The sequence below is a fragment of the Pseudomonas sp. GM55 genome, from assembly GCF_000282395.1.
Classification (GTDB): domain Bacteria; phylum Pseudomonadota; class Gammaproteobacteria; order Pseudomonadales; family Pseudomonadaceae; genus Aquipseudomonas; species Aquipseudomonas fluorescens_CC.
The window spans coordinates 21,651-38,326 of sequence record NZ_AKJJ01000032.1; the positions used below are offsets into that span (position 1 = coordinate 21,651).

The following is a 16,676-nucleotide window of genomic DNA, read 5'->3' on the forward strand; positions in this document are numbered from 1 at the left end:
GACTTTATCGGCCGACTGGAAGGGACGCAAACCAGCTCCGGCTGCATTGACGTTTTAGTCCTTCATCAACGACAGGATTTTCTGTAGGGTCGTTGCCAACAGGCAGGCCAGAAAATCAACAAGAGGCAGACATGCAAACCGAGTTCCCCACCCAGCCCGGCTATCGTACCCAGCGTGAACAGTTCCTGGCCGCAGCAACTACGGCAGGCGCGACGCTGACGGAGTATCCACACCCGCTCAAAGGACCGTTCGGCGAATCGCTGAGTACCGATGTGGCGGTGCTCGGTGATCCGGGCGCCAGGCGCCTGTTGATTGCGCTGAGCGGCACCCATGGGGTTGAAGGCTTCTATGGCTCGGGGTGCCAGATCAAATGGCTGCAGGAGTTGGGCAGGCGTTCCCTGCCAGCGGATGTCGCCGTGGTCATGATCCATGCCATCAACCCTTGGGGCATGGCGTGGTTGCGCCGGGTCAACGAAGACAACATCGACCTGAACCGTAATCACCTGAACTTCCAGCGTCCGCTGCCAGACAATCAGGCGTACAACGCCCTGCATGAAATCTATGCCTGCCCGCAGTTGTACGGCCCGCAGCGTGAGCGTGCCGATGCCTTGCTTGACGAGCAGATTCGCCTGCATGGCTGGCCGGCGGTGATGTCGATTGTCGAGGGCGGTCAGCACGCTCATCCCGATGGCCTGTTTTACGGCGGGCTGGCACCGAGCTGGTCGAACCGCACGCTGCACCAAATCCTGCAAAAGCACGTGAGCCATGCCGAGGTCGCCATGTGTTTCGACTTGCACACCGGTGCGGGCGAGTACGGTCATCCGATGTTGCTGACCATCACCGAGTCCGCCTATCCGGCGCTGGCGGATGCGCAGGCGATTTACGGCCCGTGGCTCTACAGCCTGCAAACCGGCGCCGAGACTGTCAGCGAAACCGGCGTGGCCGCGACGGCCACCGGCTATACCTCGCAGGCGTTGATCGATGCGCTGCCGCAGGTACGGCTGATGCCTTTTGTCATCGAGTGCGGGACCTATCCCGGGCCGGACGTTCACCGGCATCTGCGCGATGACCACTGGCTGCATTTGCATGGCAACCCGAGCGACGCAACGGGGCGCGGGATCAAGTTGAATCTGCTGGAGCAGTTCTATCCGGCAGATAGCGATTGGCAGGCGATGGTCTGGTTGCGCACGTGGCAGATCTGGGAGCGGGCGTTGTCTGCATTGCCGACCATTGGCGTCTGATCGACGCGCGCATGCGGTTCAGGGTTTCCTGTAACCGCAGCGTATTTTTTTCAAGGCATAAAAAAACGGCCTACCTTTCGGTAAGCCGTTTTTAGTACTTGGTGGCTACACAGGGACTTGAACCCCGGACCCCAGCATTATGAATGCTATGCTCTAACCAACTGAGCTATGTAGCCAAGTGGCGCGCATTATTCACCGGTAATGGGGATGCGTCAAGCATAAATCTAAAATATTTCTCTGCGCTTTCAACCGTTTATCAAAATCTATCCTCTGAGCAAGGGTGAAGGGCAGCGCTGGAACCAGCGGCTGGCCTGTTCGTACGCGTGCGCCAGTTGCAGGACAGCGAAGTCGGCCTGGTGTCTGCCGATGATTTGCAGGCCCATGGGCAGGCCGCTGGCGTTGAAGCCGACCTGTACGCTGGCCACCGGGCAGCCGGACAAGGTGCCGGGAATCACCACCTCCATCCAGCGGTGGTAGGTGTCCATGGTCACGCCTTCGATGGCGGCGGGCCACGCTTGGGTTTTGTCGAAGGGGAATACCTGGGCGCTGGGCAGCAGCAGGTAGTCGTATCTTTCGAACAGCCTGGAAATCGCCCGATACCAGTCGCTGCGCATCACCGACGCGGCAAACACGTCGGTGGCCGAGAGTTTCAGGCCGTTTTCCACTTCCCAGCAGGCTTCCGGTTTCAATAGTGCACGCTTTTGCGGGTCGGCATAGGTCGCGCCCAACGAGCCGGCGATCATCCAGTGACGCAATGTCCGCCAACTGCTCCACAGCTTCTCTGGCGCGAATTCGGACTGTACGGGCTCGATATGGCAACCAAGGCTTTCGAAATCGCCGAAGGCCTTTTCGCACAGCGAGAGGATGCCTTTTTCCATCGGCAGGTAGCCGTTGAAGTCGCCGAGCCAGCCCAGACGAGTGCCTTTGAAGTCTCGCTCCAGCGGTGCCGCAAAGGCGTTGCCGGACTCGGCAATCGACAGTGGCGCCCGCGCGTCGGCCCCGGCCTGAACCGACAGCAGCAACGCCGCATCGCGCACGCTGCGAGCCATGGGGCCTTCGTAGCCGAGTTGGTCGATAAACAGGTCGGCACTGTCATCGAAGGGCACGCGGCCCTGGGACGGACGGAAGCCGAAGATGTTGTTGAACGCGGCCGGGTTACGCAGCGAGCCCATCATGTCGCTGCCATCGGCCACCGGCACCAGGTGCATGGCCAGCGCCGCCGCCGCGCCACCGCTGCTGCCACCAGCGGTCTTGCTCGGGTCGTAGGCGCAACCGGTCGCGCCGAACAGCGGGTTATAGCTTTGCGAGCCGAGGCCGAATTCCGGAGTGTTGCTCTTGCCGATGATGATCGCGCCGGCGGCCTTGATCCGCTCGACCATGATGCCGTCGCGCTCGGGGATGAAGTCCTTGTACAGCGGCGAACCCAGCGTGGTGCGGATGCCGCGGGTCAGGGACAGGTCCTTGATGGCATGGGGCAGGCCGTGCATCCAGCCACGGTATTGGCCGCTGGCGAGCTCCGCGTCGCGGATATCCGCCTGGGCCAGCAGGTCCTCCGGTGCTTGCAGGCTCACCAGGGCATTGACCTGCGGATTGAAGCATTCGATATGGGCAAGATAAGTCTGCATCACTTCCCGGCAGGAAACCTGGCGCAGGCGGATGCGTTCGGCGAGCTCGTGGGCCTGCAACAGGACCAGTTCGCTGATGTTATTAGAGTTCATTGCAAGCGGCCTTTCAGACGGCTGGAAAAACGCCCCGCCATTGCGTCGGGGCGGTAGCGATCAACGCATCAGGTTGGTCCAGAGACGGTCGGCCAGGCGGATCGCACCTTCGCCGCAGGTCTTGCTGAACACCACCGGAGTGCCTGCGGGGATGTGCAGTTCCGGCGCATCCTTGAGGCCTGCGTCGAGGAACGGCTCCACGCCCTTGATCGGGCTCTGGTGCTTGAGGAAGTTCTGGGTCATCGCCGCGTTTTCAGGCTGGCTGAGGAAGGCAATGAAGGCCTTGGCGTTCGCCGGATTCTTGCTGCCGGTCGGGATGACCATGTTGTCGACCCAGGCCAGTACGCCTTCTTTCGGGTACAGGTAGTTCAGGCTCGGTTTCATTTCCCGGGCGCGCATCGATGAACCACCCCAGAAAGTCGACATGTCGATCTCACCGGACGCCAGGTTTTCGCGGATCGAACCGGCCTTGGAGCTGTAGGTTTTGACGAACGGTTTTTGCGCCTTGAGCAGGGTCAGAATCTGCTGCATCTGCTTCGGATCTTCACTGCACAGCGGAATGTTCAAGTACAGGCTGGCCATGTCCACCACATCACTGACCGAGTCGAACATGTTGATTCGCCCTTGCAGTTCGGTCGGCGGCTCGTAAAGCACCTTGAGACTGTTGGCAGGGCCCTTGTAGCGCTCGGTGTTGAGCACCACGCTGGTGGTGCCCCAGATGAACGGCACGGAGTAGGCGCCTTCCGGGTCCCAGGTGGGTTTTTTCAGGTTGTCGACGACGCTGGCGTAGTAGGGCTCGTTGACCGGGTCGAAACGCTCCAGCAGTTTTTCCTGGATCAGGATCGGCACGAACTGGTGGGACGGGATCGCCACGTCATAACCGGCACCGCCCTGTTTCAATTTGGCCAGCAAGGTTTCGTTGGAGTCGTAGGAGTCGACGGTGACTTCAATGCCGGTCTGCTTCTGGAACTTGGCGAGGATCTCCGGCGAAAAGTAGCCGCTCCAGCTCACCACATTGAGTTTTTCCGCGGCCTGAACGCTGCCGGCCATGGTCAGCGGCAAAGTCAGGAACAACGAAGTGCCGATGCTTTTAATCCACTTGCTCATGCTATTTCCCCACAGTACGTAGAAGGTTCAGGATTTCTTTTTGCCCAGCAGATAGGAAAGGGTCACGAACAGCACCGAGACGCCCAGGATCAGGGTCGACACGGCGTTGACGTCGGGTGTCACGCCCATGCGCAACAGGCCGAAGATGAAGATCGGCAGGGTCGTGGTGCCGGCCTGGGAGACCATCATCGAGATCACGAAGTTATCCAGCGAGACGATGAAGGCCAGCATCAGTCCGGAGAAAATCCCCGGCATCAGCAGCGGCAGCGTGACCTTGCGGAAAGTCCGCCACGGGCCGGCATAGAGGTCGGCCGAGGCTTGTTCGAGGGACAGGTCCATGTCGTTCAGGCGTGCCCGTATCGGCAGAAAGGCAAACGGAATGCAGAACACCGTGTGAGCGATGATCAGGTTGCCGTAGCCCAGGGACAGACCGATGGTGGAAAACAGCGCGAGGGTGGCAACGCCGACCACGATTTCCGGCAATACCAGGGGCAGCATGATTGCGCCCATGGACAGTTGCAGGCCTTTGAATTTCGCACCCCGTGACGTGCCGAGGGCGGCGAGGGTGGCGATGGCCGTGGCGACCATGCTGGCGCAGACCGCGATCAACAGGCTGTTGCCGGCTGCCTGGCGCAGGGCCTGGTTGGCGAATGCAGCGCGATACCAGTCGAGGCTGAACCCGGTCCATACCGTTGCCGACTGATTGGCGTTGAACGAGAACGCCACCAGCACCACGATCGGCGCGTAGAGATACAGGTAGAACAGGAAACTGAAACCGCCGAAACCGGGGAAGTCCTGCACACCCAGCGTATTGCGTTTGAACAGGCCGATCATCACGCACCCCCTTTGGCGATGCGCTGGCGTTCGGCACGCAGGGCATAGACCGTCAGAACCAACATCACCGCGGCCATCAGCACCAGCGACAGGGCCGCACCGAAGGGCCAGTTACGGGCATCGCTGAACTGCCGGAAGATCAGGTTGCCGAGCATCATTCGCGTGCCGCCGCCAAGCAGTTCCGGGGCGATCATCGCTCCGAGGCAAGGCACGAAGGTGAGGATGGCGCCGGCGAGAATTCCCGGTTTGGCGATCGGCAACACCACCTTGCGCAAGGTCCGTACGCGCCCGGCGTAGAGGTCCTGGGCGGCCTCGAGCAGGCGGATGTCCATTTTTTCCAGGGTGGCGTAGATCGGCAGCACGACGAAGGGTGCGTAGGTGTAGACCAGCCCCAGCAACACCGCGCCGTCGGTGTAGAGCAGTTGCAACGGCTGATCGATGACCCCCAGGCCCATCAGGCTGTTGTTGATCACCCCGGTGTTGCGCAGCAGCAGAATCCACGCATAGGTGCGGATCAACAGGTTGGCCCAGAACGGCACGGTGATCAGAAAGATCAGCAGGCCTCGGCGATGAGCCGGTTGCATGGCCAGCCATACAGCGACCGGAAAGCCGATCAGCAGGGTAATGACGGTGGTCAGCCCGGCGATGCCGATGGAGCGCAAGGCGATGATCAGGTAGGAGTCGGCGAAGGCCAGGCTGTCATCCAGTTGCCGTTCGAACAGCAGCGAGGTGTAGGCGTCGCTGCTGAACACCTTGTTCACCCCGCCGTAGGGGTTGGCTTCCATCAGCGAGTAACCGATGACGATCAGGATCGGCACGATCAGAAACAGGCCGATGGCGATCAGCGCGGGGCTGACACCGAGAAAGCTCTGGAAAGCCCGCCGACGTTCCAGGGCATTGGCAATCGGTAAAGCGTGCATGGCAATTCCTCGTGCTCAATCGTGCAGGACGCTGGCGCTACCCTGGTCAAACAACAGGCCGGCCTGGCTTCCTGCTGCGAAGCGTTTGCTCTGGTCGACGCAGTTGGGGGTACGCACGGTGAGGCGCGAGCCGTCGCTCAGGCTGACCTGGTATTGCAGGTCAGTGCCGAGGTAGATCTGCGCTTCGATCCGGCACGGCAAGGCACCATCGGTATTGCCCTGCACCAGATGCAAACGCTCGGGGCGCACCGACAACGCGACGTTGGCACCGACCCGCACATCGCTGCACGGCTGCGCAGGCAGCGGGTGACCGGCCGGGCCGGCGAACCAGGCCAGGCCATTTTCGACGCGGGTGACCGTGCCTTCGATGAAGTTGGTTTCACCGATGAAGTCCGCGACAAAGCGATTGCGCGGACGTTCGTAGATGTCTTCCGGGCGGCCGACCTGCTGCACTTCGCCTTCGGACAACACGGCGATGCGGTCGGACATGGTCAGGGCTTCTTCCTGGTCGTGGGTGACGAAGATGAAGGTGATGCCGGTGCGCGCCTGAATGGTTTTCAGCTCTTCGCGCATGGCCTGGCGCAGCTTGAGGTCCAGGGCCGAGAGCGGTTCGTCGAGCAGCAAGACCTTGGGATGTGGTGCCAGTGCGCGAGCGAGGGCGACGCGCTGTTGCTGACCGCCGGAAAGTTGCGCCGGCTTGCGGTTGGCGAAGCGTTCCATCTGTACCAGGGCGAGCATCTCGCGCACCCGTTCGGCCATTTGCGTTTTGTTCAGGACTTTGCCCATCGGGTGGGATTCCAGGCCGAAGGCCAGGTTCTCGGCGATGGTCATGTGCGGGAACAGTGCGTAATGCTGGAACACCGTATTGACCGGGCGCTGGAAGGGCGGGCGGTCGGCGATGTTTTCGCCGTAGAGCAGAATCTCGCCTTCGGTAGGGAATTCGAACCCGGCGATCATCCGCAGGAGCGTGGTTTTGCCGCAGCCCGAAGGGCCGAGAAGGGTGAAGAACTCGTTGTCGCGAATGTCCAGGTCGATGCTTTTGAGCGCCACCGGACCGGTGTGTGGATCACCGTAGACTTTGCGCACTGAGCGGATGGACACCGCCAGCGTTTGCAGCGAATGCAGGGCATTCATGCGTTACCTCCGATTCCCCCATCGCCTGCGCGCGTGCTGAAAACAGCTGTGCCGTCGGGCCATGGATATTATTTTTCTGGGCAGGATCGAGATTGCGTTCGGGTGTTGTAACCAGCTGTTTTTTTGTTCTGCTGTGGCTCGATTATCAGCGAGGGGTTGCGGGGGCGAAACTTCAATTTTAACATAGTGGCTGTTAAATAATTTAACAGCCAAAGGCGTCCACAAGCCATGCCTGACCACCGTTTGCCGCCGCTCAACGCGGTGCGCGCCTTTGATGCCGCGGCCCGGTTGGGCAGCTATGTCGAAGCCTCCAAGGCCCTGCACGTGACCCAGCCGGCCATCGGCCGTCACGTTAAGTTGCTGGAAGACTGGCTGGGCATCCAACTGTTCGAGCGCACCTCGCGCGGGGTCAACCTGACGGCGGCAGGGGAGAAGTACCACCGCAAGATCAGCGCCGCCCTGCAACTGATCATCGAAGCCGGAAAAGAGGCGCAGCCCAAACACGCCGAGCGCTGGCTGCGCATCATGGTGGTGCCGGGGTTCGCCAAGCGCTGGCTGATGCCGCGCATCGAGGTCATGCGCCACCTGCGTCCGGGTTTGAAATTCGCCATCGAACCCAATTCGACCTTCACCGAAGTGGATGGCAAAAGCGCTGACCTGGGCATCGTCTATGGGTTGGATGGCCAGTATGCCCACTCCCGCACCAGCCTGATTTGTCCTCGGGTGTTTCCGATCTGTTCCCCCGAATATCTGGCCAGCGTCGAGCCCATCGACAGCCCCGCGGATCTGGTGAAACACAACCTGATCCACGTCGATGACGGCGAGTGGTGGAACCTGTGGTTCGCCGCCAACGACCTCGACATGCACCTCAATTCGGACATGCTCTACGTCAACAACGACCACGCGTTGTCGGTGGCCGAGAGCGGGCAGGGCATTGCCCTGGCCAACGAAGTGCTGGTGCGCGACGAACTCCATAGCGGCAAGTTGGTGCGGGTGGTGGACGCGCAAGTGAAGCTGGAAAGCTATCGGGTGCTCACGCCGTCCGCCGAGCTCTCGGCGGACGTGGCGTGGTTTATCGACTGGCTCAAGACCGAGCTGGAGCAGGACTTCCCGGAGGCGGTGATCCGCGTCTGAGCAGCGCTGCCGGACTCAACTCAAGCGGAAGCGCCCGGTGTTGTCGCTGAGGGCCTTGCTGCCGTGGCTCAAGGTGTCCGCTGCCTGGTTCACCGCGCGTGCACCTTCGAGCAAGCGTACCGCCGCTTGATCGACCTGCTGGATATTGCCGCTGACCTCGTCGGCGGTGCTGGCCTGTTCCTCCACCGCCGTAGCGATTTGCGCCAGGGTATCGGTGACACTTTGCACCGCACTGGCGATCTCCCCGAGCCGCTCACCCAGGCCTGTTACTGCCTGCGCATCGGATTGTGCCTGACCACAGGCCGCTTCCATCAGGCTCACGGCTTCGTTCACCGTGTTGCGCAAGCTATCGACTGTGCCGGCAATCTGCGCGGTCGAAGATTGCGTACGTTGCGACAGACTGCGCACCTCATCGGCCACCACCGCAAAGCCGCGCCCTTGCTCGCCCGCCCGAGCCGCCTCGATCGCGGCGTTGAGTGCCAACAGGTTGGTCTGTTCGGCGACGCCACGAATGGTGTCGACCACCAGTTGGATCTGCTGTCCCTGCTCGCTGACCCGGCCCAGCGCCGCTGCGGTTTCATTCAGACGTTGGTTGAGTTGCTGGATGCTCGCGGTGGTGCGCTGGCTGTCCCGGCTGCTGTCGGCGGCAATGCGCCGGGTGTGCTGGGCGCTACCGGAGGCCTGTTCGCAACTGTGGGCCACCCCTTGTGAGGTGGCGGCCAGTTGCGTCGCCGCCGCGGCAATCTGGCTGATCTGCAACTGCTGGGCTTCGACTTCGCCCAAGGCGTCGCTGGCGTGATGGTTGAGGGTTTGCACCGCGTGGCTCAATTGCAGGGTTTCGTGATCCACCCCTTGCAGGCTGGTGCGCAGTTGCACCACGGCGACGTTCAGCGCGGTGCTGATGGCCGCCAGTTCGTCCCGCCCTTGAACCGCTACTTGCAGGCTCAGATTGCCATCGCGCAAGGCCTCGGCCAGTACCGTGATGCCGCTGGCGCTGCGGCGGATCGAGGCCTGCAAACAGATGAACAGATACAGCGCGGCCAACAGCAGGCAACCCAACACGGCAGCCACCACCATGAACTGGCGGATCGCCGAGCCGTGGTAGTAATCAAGGCGTTGATCCAGCGACACCAGCGACTGCTGGCGCAACGAGGCGAGGTCCGAGAGCAGGGCGTCGAGACTGCGTTCGAAGTCCTCCGGCTTGAGGTTGATGCTGCCGCCGAAAACGCCGTCATCCAGCACCTTCAGGCCGGCGTCCAGGTGCTTGAGGCTGTCGTGGTATTGCCCGGCCCAGGTTTGCAGGGCGCCAGGCAGGCGCGCTTCGAGCAGGCCTGCGGTTTTCACCAGCTGCTCGCGCGCATCGCCGATGCGGCTGCGCAAGTCGCGCAGCTGCAGGCGGCTTTGCAGGGTGAATTGCCCGGACACTACCGACGCCTGGCCCACCGCCGCCAGGCGACCGACGCGTTCGATCAGGTCCGGCGCATGTTGGGTGGAGATCTGCGTCAACAAGTAGGTTTCCAGCCACGGTGCCAGCGTCAGGCGGTTGTCCATGGCGATCTGCTCGCGCAAGGCTTGCAGGGTGCTCAAGGCGTTGGTGAAGCGATCGTAGCCATCCGGCCACCAGCCGACATTGCTCAGGCTTTTTGAGTCGAGGCCATCAAGGGCTGTTTTCAGGGCCTGATAACGCGACAGCGTTTCACCCTCGGCACCTTCTTTTTGCAGGGCGTTGCCCAACTCGGAAGTGGCCTGGCTGACGGCGGGTTGAGCCGCATCGAACGCAGCCATTGCAGCGAGGGTGGCGGGTGTTGGTTGGCGATTGGTTTCCGTGGCGCGCCACCGGGCGGCGCGATCACGCTGTGCGGCGAGCAGGTCATCCAGCGCATCAAGCGCAAGCAGTTGCCGCACCCCGGCACGTTCGCCGGAGATCAGGCTGAGTTTGTCGCGATAGTCCTGGCCGATCATCCACAGGCTGCCAGCCAGCGGCAGGATAAACAGCAGAAACAACAGCTGGAATTTGCGTGCAAAGCCGAAACGCCCCAGCAACCCGATCCCCGGTGATAAAAAAGCCTGCATGCCCCATGACTCCTCTGGGCACCACGCACCATTGGCGTGCGTCGGAGGTTGTTGCACCGCCGACTCGTGCCCTCTAAAAAGGCCTCGAAAGTTCACCCTTGTCCGCTCTGTAGGCTGACTCTGTGGCGAAACTTCCCATTGTCGGCCTCCTTTGTAAGGAAGCCGCGTTCAAGCAGACAAGCAAGGCAAGATTCAGACCATGGCTTTGCGCCATCAACGTTGTAGCGATGAAAATCGAAGTCGTTAGCAGGCTAAGGGGATGGCGTTGCTGCACTGAAAAATGGCACATTGGCGCACCTGCCCGTTTGCACCCACCTGTTGTACGGAAAACCCCATGGCTATCAGCAACGCCCAGACCGGTTCAGTGCCGGCGTCCGCTACGCCCCAAAGCAGTCCCCTGGTGATGCGCATCATCGGCGCTGTGGCGCTGGCGCATTTGATCAACGACCTGATCCAGTCGGTACTGCCGTCGATCTATCCGATGCTCAAGGCCAACTATGGCCTGACCTTCACCCAGGTCGGCCTGATCACCCTGACGTTCCAGTTGACGGCCTCGCTGTTGCAGCCGTGGGTCGGTTACTACACCGACCGCCATCCCAAGCCGTGGCTGCTGCCGGCGGGTACGGTCTGTACCTTGATCGGGATTCTGATGATGTCGGTAGTCGGCAGCTTCCCGCTGATTCTGCTGGCGGCGGGCTTGATCGGTATCGGTTCTTCGACCTTCCACCCCGAAGCGTCCCGCGTGGCGCGCCTGGCTTCGGGCGGGCGCTTCGGGCTGGCGCAATCGACCTTCCAGGTCGGGGGGAACGCAGGCTCGGCGTTCGGTCCGTTACTGGCGGCGGCGATCATCATTCCCTACGGTCAAGGGCAGGTGGCGTGGTTCGGCCTGTTCGCGGTATTTGCGCTGTTCGTGCTCTACCGCATCAGCCGCTGGTACGCCAACCACTTGAACCTGTTCAAGCTCAAGCAGGGTCAAGCGGCGACTCACGGCCTGTCCAGGGGGCGAGTGATCAGCGCGCTGGTCGTGCTCGGGTTGCTGGTGTTCTCCAAGTATTTCTACATGTCCAGCCTCACCAGCTACTTCACCTTCTACCTGATCGAGAAATTCGACCTGTCGGTCGCCAGTTCGCAGTTGCACCTGTTCCTGTTTCTCGGCGCGGTAGCGGCGGGGACATTCTTTGGCGGACCGATCGGCGACAGGATCGGGCGTAAGGCGGTGATCTGGTTTTCGATCCTCGGCGTTGCGCCGTTCACCTTGCTGCTGCCGCATGTCGACCTGTTCTGGACCAGCATTCTCAGCGTGGTCATCGGCTTCATTCTCGCCTCGGCGTTCTCGGCCATCGTGGTGTACGCCCAGGAACTGGTGCCGGGCAATGTCGGGATGATTGCCGGCGTGTTCTTCGGCCTGATGTTCGGCTTCGGCGGGATTGGCGCGGCGTTGCTGGGCCATCTGGCGGACATGCACGGCATTGAGTACGTGTACTACCTGTGTTCGTTCCTGCCGCTGTTTGGGGTGTTGGCGATCTTCCTGCCCAGAACCCAAAAAGCCTGAACCAACACCCATCGAGTGTGAGTGCGGTGGTGTGGCTGAAATTTCCGTCGTGTTGCGTCCTGAATATGGTTTACGCCGGTTTCAGGACCCTCTAAAAATTCAGCCGTTTCGATAGATATAGCTGTACGCGTTAATCGCCGGTACACCACCGAGATGTGCATAAAGCACCTTCGACCCATTCGGGAAAAACCCCTGGCGGACGAGATCAATGAGGCCTTGCATGGATTTTCCCTCGTATACCGGGTCCGTCATCATGCCTTCCATGCGAGCGCACAATCGGATGGCTGCATTGGTTTCTTCTGATGGGATGCCGTAGGCCGGATAGGCATATTCTTCTTTAAGGACAACATCGTCAGCTGTGATTTCCTGGCCAAGCCCAATAAGTCTGGCCGTTTGCTGGGCAATGGCCAGCACTTGTGCCCTGGTTTGTTCAGGTGTGGCGGAGGCGTCGATACCAATCACATTGCGGGCACGACCATCCTTGGCAAATCCCACCAACATGCCTGCATGCGTGGAGCCGGTCACAGTGCAGACGATTATGTAATCAAACCTGATCCCCATCCTGGTCTCTTGTTCGCGTACTTCTTCGGCGAAGCCGACATAGCCGAGACCTCCAAATTTGTGCACAGAAGCGCCGGCGGGAATGGCATACGGTTTGCCTCCTTTCGCCTTAACATCTTCCAGCGCCCGCTCCCAGCTCTCGCGGATGCCGATATCGAAACCTTCGTCGACGAATTCAATTTCGGCTCCCAGCACGCGGCTCATCAGGATATTCCCAACTCGGTCATAGACCGCATCCGGGAACGGAACCCAGCTTTCTTGAACGAGACGGCACTTCATACCGAGTTTGGCAGCCACAGCCGCGACCTGGCGCGTGTGGTTTGACTGGACGCCACCGATGGACACCAGCGTATCTGCCTGCGAGGCAATGGCATCGGGAATAATGTATTCCAGCTTTCGGATCTTGTTACCGCCAAACGCGAGTCCGGAGTTGCAATCCTCTCGTTTGGCATAGAGCTCGACATTGCCCCCGAGATACGCCGATAGGCGATTCAGTTTCTCTATCGGCGTAGGGCCGAACATGAGTGGATAGCGTTCAAATTTCTCCAGCATGACGGTTCTCCAGATCACGGATGAGCCGTTTTCAGTCTAGCAGAGCACATGTGGAGAGGGCTGCGCGCTACCACGATCCCAAAAAGCAAAATCCCCGTATCAGCGAGTGATTACGGGGATTTTCAGTCTATCGGGTTCCGTGTAAATCCACGGTCACCGTTACACGTTGAAGCGGAAGTGCATCACGTCGCCGTCTTTGACGATGTAATCCTTGCCTTCCAGACGCCATTTACCGGCTTCCTTGGTACCGGCTTCGCCCTTGTACTGGATGAAGTCGTTGTAGGCGATCACTTCGGCGCGGATGAAGCCTTTTTCGAAGTCGGTGTGGATCACGCCAGCGGCTTGTGGTGCGGTGGCACCGACGCGGACGGTCCAGGCGCGGACTTCTTCGACACCGGCGGTGAAGTAGGTCTGCAGGTGCAGCATTTCGTAGCCGGCGCGGATCACGCGGTTCAGGCCAGGCTCTTCGAGGCCCAGGGCTTCGAGGAACATGTCTTTCTCTTCGCCGTCATCGAGCTCGGCGATTTCCGCTTCGATCTTGTTGCACACCGGAACAACCACGGCGCCTTCTTCTTCGGCGATGGCCTTGACCACATCCAGGTGCGGGTTGTTTTCGAAACCGTCTTCAGCGACGTTGGCGATGTACATGACCGGTTTGGTGGTCAGCAGGTGGAAGCCCTTGATCACCGCTTTCTCGTCGGTGCCCATGTTTTTCATCAGGCTGCGCGCCGGCTTGCCTTCGGTGAAGTGAGCGATCAGTTGCTCCAGCAGGCCTTTCTGGACCACAGCGTCCTTGTCACCGCCCTTGGCGTTGCGCGCGACTTTCTGCAGTTGCTTCTCGCAGCTGTCGAGGTCGGCGAAGATCAGTTCCAGGTCGATGATTTCGATGTCGCGTTTCGGGTCGACGCTGTTGGAGACGTGAATCACGTTCTCGTCTTCGAAGCAGCGGACCACGTGGGCGATGGCATCGGTCTCACGGATGTTGGCCAGGAACTTGTTGCCCAGGCCTTCGCCTTTCGACGCACCGGCAACCAGGCCCGCGATGTCGACGAATTCCATGGTGGTCGGCAGGATGCGCTTTGGATTGACGATTTCCGCCAGGGCTTGCAGGCGCGGATCCGGCATCGGCACGATACCGCTGTTCGGCTCGATGGTGCAGAAGGGGAAGTTCTCGGCCGCGATCCCGGATTTGGTCAGGGCGTTGAACAGGGTGGACTTGCCGACGTTAGGCAGGCCGACGATGCCGCAATTGAATCCCATGGTGTTTCCCCTCGGGTAAAAGTCAGGCCTTCTGGCTGTGCAGGTTTTTCATCGCGCGGTTCCATTCACCGGCGAGGATATCCGGCAGCACGCCGAGGGCAAAGTCGATGCTGGCATCGAGTTTTTCCTGTTCGGCGCGTGGCGCACGACCCAGGACGAAATTTGAAACCATGCTGGCGACGCCCGGGTGACCGATGCCAAGCCGCAGGCGGTGGAAAGTGTTCTGATTGCCCAGTTGCGCAATGATGTCGCGCAACCCGTTGTGACCGCCATGGCCGCCGCCCACTTTGAGTTTGGCAACGCCCGGAGGCAGATCGAGTTCGTCGTGTGCCACGAGGATTTCTTCAGGCTTGATGCGGAAGAAACCTGCAAGGGCCGCCACGGCCTGGCCGCTGCGGTTCATGTACGTGGTGGGAATCAGCAGACGAACATCCTGACCCTGATGCGAATAGCGCCCGGTCAGGCCGAAATATTTGCGGTCCGCCACAAGGTTCACGCCTTGTGCGTTCGCGATGCGCTCAACAAAAAGGGCCCCTGCGTTATGCCGGGTCTGTTCGTATTCAGCGCCTGGATTTCCCAGGCCAACGATCAGTTTGATGGCAGTCACGATAGGGGCCCTTCATTGGAGTGGTGGATAACATCGCCGCAATCAGGGAGTGCGGCGAAAGTGGACGAAAATTGCTCATTTACCATGATGTAAACTCCGCGTTCTCGCCCGCTTTCTCGCTACGCTCTAGTCCGCGATGTTTCCGGTCACTCCGGCGTACAGAGTAAAATTACTCTGCAGCGCCTTCTGCAGCTTCTGGAGCAACACGTGGAGCGTGGACGTTGGCAACAGCCTTGTCATCGCCGTGTGCCAGGGCCACGAACTCAACGCCTTTAGGAGCTTTGAGGTCGGACAGGTGAATGATCGAACCGATTTCAGCGTTAGCCAGGTCGACTTCGATGAACTCAGGCAGATCTTTCGGCAGGCAGGAAACTTCGATCTCGCCAACAACGTGGGAGATTTCGCCGCCTTTCTTGGTCGGTGCTTCTTCGTTGATGAAGTGCACTGGAACGATAGCGGTCAGTTTCTGGCCAGCGACTACGCGTACGAAGTCAGCGTGCATCACGTGGCCTTTGGCCGGGTGACGTTGCAGGGCTTTGATCACGACGTTCTGCTTGGTGCCACCAACGTTCAGCTCGATGATGTGGCTGTAAGCCGCTTCGTTTTCGAGCAGTTTGGCAACTTCTTTGGCCAGCATGCTGATGGATTCAGGGGCTTTGTCGCCACCGTAAACTACAGCTGGAACCAGGCTTGCGAGACGACGCAGGCGGCGGCTCGCACCTTTCCCCAGGTCGGAACGCACTTCAGCATTCAGAGTAAAATCGTTCATGTTGTATCTCCAAAATAACCACACTCGCCCCAGCGTTTGCGACCAGCGCTAAAGGCGATATGGGCAAAAAAGCCCCGCCCCGACAGGAATGCCGGGGCGGGGCGCTTTTCGTCAACGAGACATTTCGAGAAGGGCAGGGCCCTTAGCGGAACATCGCGCTGATCGATTCTTCATTGCTGATGCGGCGGACCGCCTCGGCAACTACCGGTGCGATATCCAGTTGGCGGATACGCGCACAGGCTTGTGCTGCAGCGGACAGAGGAATGGTGTTAGTCACCACCAACTCGTCCAGCACGGAATTTTCAATGTTTTCGATCGCCCGACCCGACAGCACCGGGTGCGTGCAGTAGGCGAAAACCTTGGCAGCGCCATGCTCTTTCAGGGCCTTGGCCGCGTGGCACAGGGTGCCGGCGGTATCGACCATGTCATCGACCAGAATACAGGTACGCCCTTCGACATCACCGATGATATGCATCACTTCAGAGTGATTGGCTTTCTCACGGCGTTTGTCGATGATCCCGAGATCCACGCCCAGGGATTTGGCAACGGCACGTGCACGCACGACGCCACCAATGTCCGGGGACACGATCATCAGGTTTTCGAAGCGCTGATCTTCGATGTCATCCACCAGAACCGGGGAGCCGTAGATGTTATCTACCGGAATATCGAAGAAACCCTGGATTTGGTCAGCATGCAGATCAACCGTGAGAACACGGTCGATGCCGACTACGGTAAGCATGTCAGCCACGACTTTCGCGCTGATAGCCACACGTGCGGAACGCGGACGGCGATCCTGACGGGCATAACCAAAGTAAGGAATAACAGCAGTGATACGAGTAGCCGAGGAGCGGCGGAAGGCATCAGCCATCACTACCAGTTCCATCAGGTTATCGTTGGTCGGAGCGCAAGTCGGCTGAATAATGAAGACGTCTTTACCGCGGACGTTTTCATTGATCTCGGCTGTAATTTCGCCGTCGGAAAACTTACCGACAGAGATGTCACCGAGAGGGATATGCAGCTGACGTACGACACGCCGAGCCAGATCGGGGTTAGCGTTCCCCGTAAAGACCATCATCTTGGACACGCGCAGTACCTGAAGGCTGAGGGTAACCTGGATGAGTATAGGAAAATGGCAGGGGCGGCTGGATTCGAACCAACGCATGGCAGGATCAAAACCTGCTGCCTTACCGCTTGGCGACGCCCCTGTATCTGTT

General features: G+C 60.1%; 14 protein-coding genes and 2 tRNA genes. 3 read left to right on the plus strand and 13 right to left on the minus strand.

Annotated features, from left to right (window positions below; genetic code table 11):
- Positions 1-131 precede the first annotated feature (131 nt).
- Entirely contained in the window at positions 132-1,241 is a 1,110-nt protein-coding gene (locus tag PMI31_RS04900) for a DUF2817 domain-containing protein (protein WP_008016600.1), read from the plus strand.
- Positions 1,242-1,340: 99 nt separating this feature from the next.
- On the opposite strand, the gene PMI31_RS04905 is transcribed toward PMI31_RS04900, so the two are convergent.
- From PMI31_RS04905 to PMI31_RS04930, 6 genes are all read right to left on the minus strand, one after another.
- Positions 1,341-1,417: transfer RNA gene (locus PMI31_RS04905), tRNA-Met, on the minus strand.
- Positions 1,418-1,504: 87 nt separating this feature from the next.
- Positions 1,505-2,959, minus strand: a complete 1,455-nt coding sequence (locus PMI31_RS04910) for an amidase (RefSeq protein ID WP_008016602.1) — start codon at positions 2,957-2,959, stop codon at positions 1,505-1,507.
- 60 nt (positions 2,960-3,019) lie between these two features.
- The gene (locus tag PMI31_RS04915; protein WP_008016603.1) at positions 3,020-4,066 is read right to left on the minus strand and encodes an ABC transporter substrate-binding protein; all 1,047 of its coding nucleotides are present in this window, start codon (positions 4,064-4,066) and stop codon (positions 3,020-3,022) included.
- Between the two features lie 27 nt (positions 4,067-4,093).
- Positions 4,094-4,900, minus strand: coding sequence for an ABC transporter permease (locus tag PMI31_RS04920; RefSeq protein ID WP_008016604.1), 807 nt, complete (start codon positions 4,898-4,900; stop codon positions 4,094-4,096).
- The gene (locus PMI31_RS04925) at positions 4,900-5,820 is read right to left on the minus strand and encodes an ABC transporter permease (protein WP_008016605.1); all 921 of its coding nucleotides are present in this window, start codon (positions 5,818-5,820) and stop codon (positions 4,900-4,902) included. The genes PMI31_RS04920 and PMI31_RS04925 overlap by 1 nt, the downstream gene beginning before the upstream one ends.
- A gap of 15 nt (positions 5,821-5,835) precedes the next feature.
- On the minus strand, positions 5,836-6,954 hold the full coding sequence (locus tag PMI31_RS04930; RefSeq protein WP_008016607.1) for an ABC transporter ATP-binding protein: 1,119 nt from the start codon (positions 6,952-6,954) through the stop codon (positions 5,836-5,838).
- 228 nt (positions 6,955-7,182) lie between these two features.
- Here PMI31_RS04930 and PMI31_RS04935 point away from each other — a divergent pair, with 228 nt between their 5' ends.
- The gene (locus PMI31_RS04935) at positions 7,183-8,088 is read left to right on the plus strand and encodes a LysR substrate-binding domain-containing protein (protein ID WP_008016608.1); all 906 of its coding nucleotides are present in this window, start codon (positions 7,183-7,185) and stop codon (positions 8,086-8,088) included.
- A 15-nt stretch (positions 8,089-8,103) separates the two neighbouring features.
- On the opposite strand, the gene PMI31_RS04940 is transcribed toward PMI31_RS04935, so the two are convergent.
- Positions 8,104-10,161: a methyl-accepting chemotaxis protein gene (locus PMI31_RS04940; protein ID WP_008016610.1), complete on the minus strand. Its 2,058-nt coding sequence runs from the start codon at positions 10,159-10,161 to the stop codon at positions 8,104-8,106.
- Positions 10,162-10,495: 334 nt separating this feature from the next.
- On the opposite strand from PMI31_RS04940, the gene PMI31_RS04945 reads away from it, so the two are divergent.
- Positions 10,496-11,713, plus strand: a complete 1,218-nt coding sequence (locus PMI31_RS04945; RefSeq protein WP_008016611.1) for an MFS transporter — start codon at positions 10,496-10,498, stop codon at positions 11,711-11,713.
- Positions 11,714-11,812: 99 nt separating this feature from the next.
- On the opposite strand, the gene PMI31_RS04950 is transcribed toward PMI31_RS04945, so the two are convergent.
- From PMI31_RS04950 to PMI31_RS04975, 6 genes are all read right to left on the minus strand, one after another.
- Positions 11,813-12,826: a 1-aminocyclopropane-1-carboxylate deaminase gene (locus PMI31_RS04950; RefSeq protein ID WP_008016613.1), complete on the minus strand. Its 1,014-nt coding sequence runs from the start codon at positions 12,824-12,826 to the stop codon at positions 11,813-11,815.
- A gap of 159 nt (positions 12,827-12,985) precedes the next feature.
- Complete coding sequence (gene ychF, locus PMI31_RS04955) at positions 12,986-14,086, minus strand: redox-regulated ATPase YchF (protein WP_008016614.1); 1,101 nt, start codon at positions 14,084-14,086, stop codon at positions 12,986-12,988.
- A gap of 22 nt (positions 14,087-14,108) precedes the next feature.
- Positions 14,109-14,693 carry an aminoacyl-tRNA hydrolase gene (gene pth, locus PMI31_RS04960; protein ID WP_007973893.1) on the minus strand — a complete coding sequence of 195 codons (585 nt, stop codon included), beginning with the start codon at positions 14,691-14,693 and terminating at the stop codon, positions 14,109-14,111.
- 169 nt (positions 14,694-14,862) lie between these two features.
- Entirely contained in the window at positions 14,863-15,462 is a 600-nt protein-coding gene (locus PMI31_RS04965; protein WP_008016617.1) for a 50S ribosomal protein L25/general stress protein Ctc, read from the minus strand.
- A 142-nt stretch (positions 15,463-15,604) separates the two neighbouring features.
- Positions 15,605-16,546: a ribose-phosphate pyrophosphokinase gene (locus PMI31_RS04970; RefSeq protein ID WP_003171603.1), complete on the minus strand. Its 942-nt coding sequence runs from the start codon at positions 16,544-16,546 to the stop codon at positions 15,605-15,607.
- A gap of 46 nt (positions 16,547-16,592) precedes the next feature.
- A tRNA-Gln gene (locus PMI31_RS04975) sits at positions 16,593-16,667 on the minus strand.
- Positions 16,668-16,676: the final 9 nt, after the last annotated feature.

Excerpts from the sequence above, each read along its gene's own strand:
- PMI31_RS04950 (WP_008016613.1), bottom strand. The coding sequence starts at position 12,826 with ATGCTGGAGAAATTTGAACGCTATCCACTCATGTTCGGCCCTACGCCG.
- PMI31_RS04945 (WP_008016611.1), top strand. The coding sequence starts at position 10,496 with ATGGCTATCAGCAACGCCCAGACCGGTTCAGTGCCGGCGTCCGCTACG.
- PMI31_RS04900 (WP_008016600.1), top strand. The coding sequence starts at position 132 with ATGCAAACCGAGTTCCCCACCCAGCCCGGCTATCGTACCCAGCGTGAA.
- PMI31_RS04940 (WP_008016610.1), bottom strand. The coding sequence starts at position 10,161 with ATGCAGGCTTTTTTATCACCGGGGATCGGGTTGCTGGGGCGTTTCGGC.
- PMI31_RS04935 (WP_008016608.1), top strand. The coding sequence starts at position 7,183 with ATGCCTGACCACCGTTTGCCGCCGCTCAACGCGGTGCGCGCCTTTGAT.
- PMI31_RS04930 (WP_008016607.1), bottom strand. The coding sequence starts at position 6,954 with ATGAATGCCCTGCATTCGCTGCAAACGCTGGCGGTGTCCATCCGCTCA.
- PMI31_RS04910 (WP_008016602.1), bottom strand. The coding sequence starts at position 2,959 with ATGAACTCTAATAACATCAGCGAACTGGTCCTGTTGCAGGCCCACGAG.
- PMI31_RS04915 (WP_008016603.1), bottom strand. The coding sequence starts at position 4,066 with ATGAGCAAGTGGATTAAAAGCATCGGCACTTCGTTGTTCCTGACTTTG.
- PMI31_RS04920 (WP_008016604.1), bottom strand. The coding sequence starts at position 4,900 with ATGATCGGCCTGTTCAAACGCAATACGCTGGGTGTGCAGGACTTCCCC.
- ychF (WP_008016614.1), bottom strand. The coding sequence starts at position 14,086 with ATGGGATTCAATTGCGGCATCGTCGGCCTGCCTAACGTCGGCAAGTCC.
- PMI31_RS04965 (WP_008016617.1), bottom strand. The coding sequence starts at position 15,462 with ATGAACGATTTTACTCTGAATGCTGAAGTGCGTTCCGACCTGGGGAAA.
- PMI31_RS04925 (WP_008016605.1), bottom strand. The coding sequence starts at position 5,820 with ATGCACGCTTTACCGATTGCCAATGCCCTGGAACGTCGGCGGGCTTTC.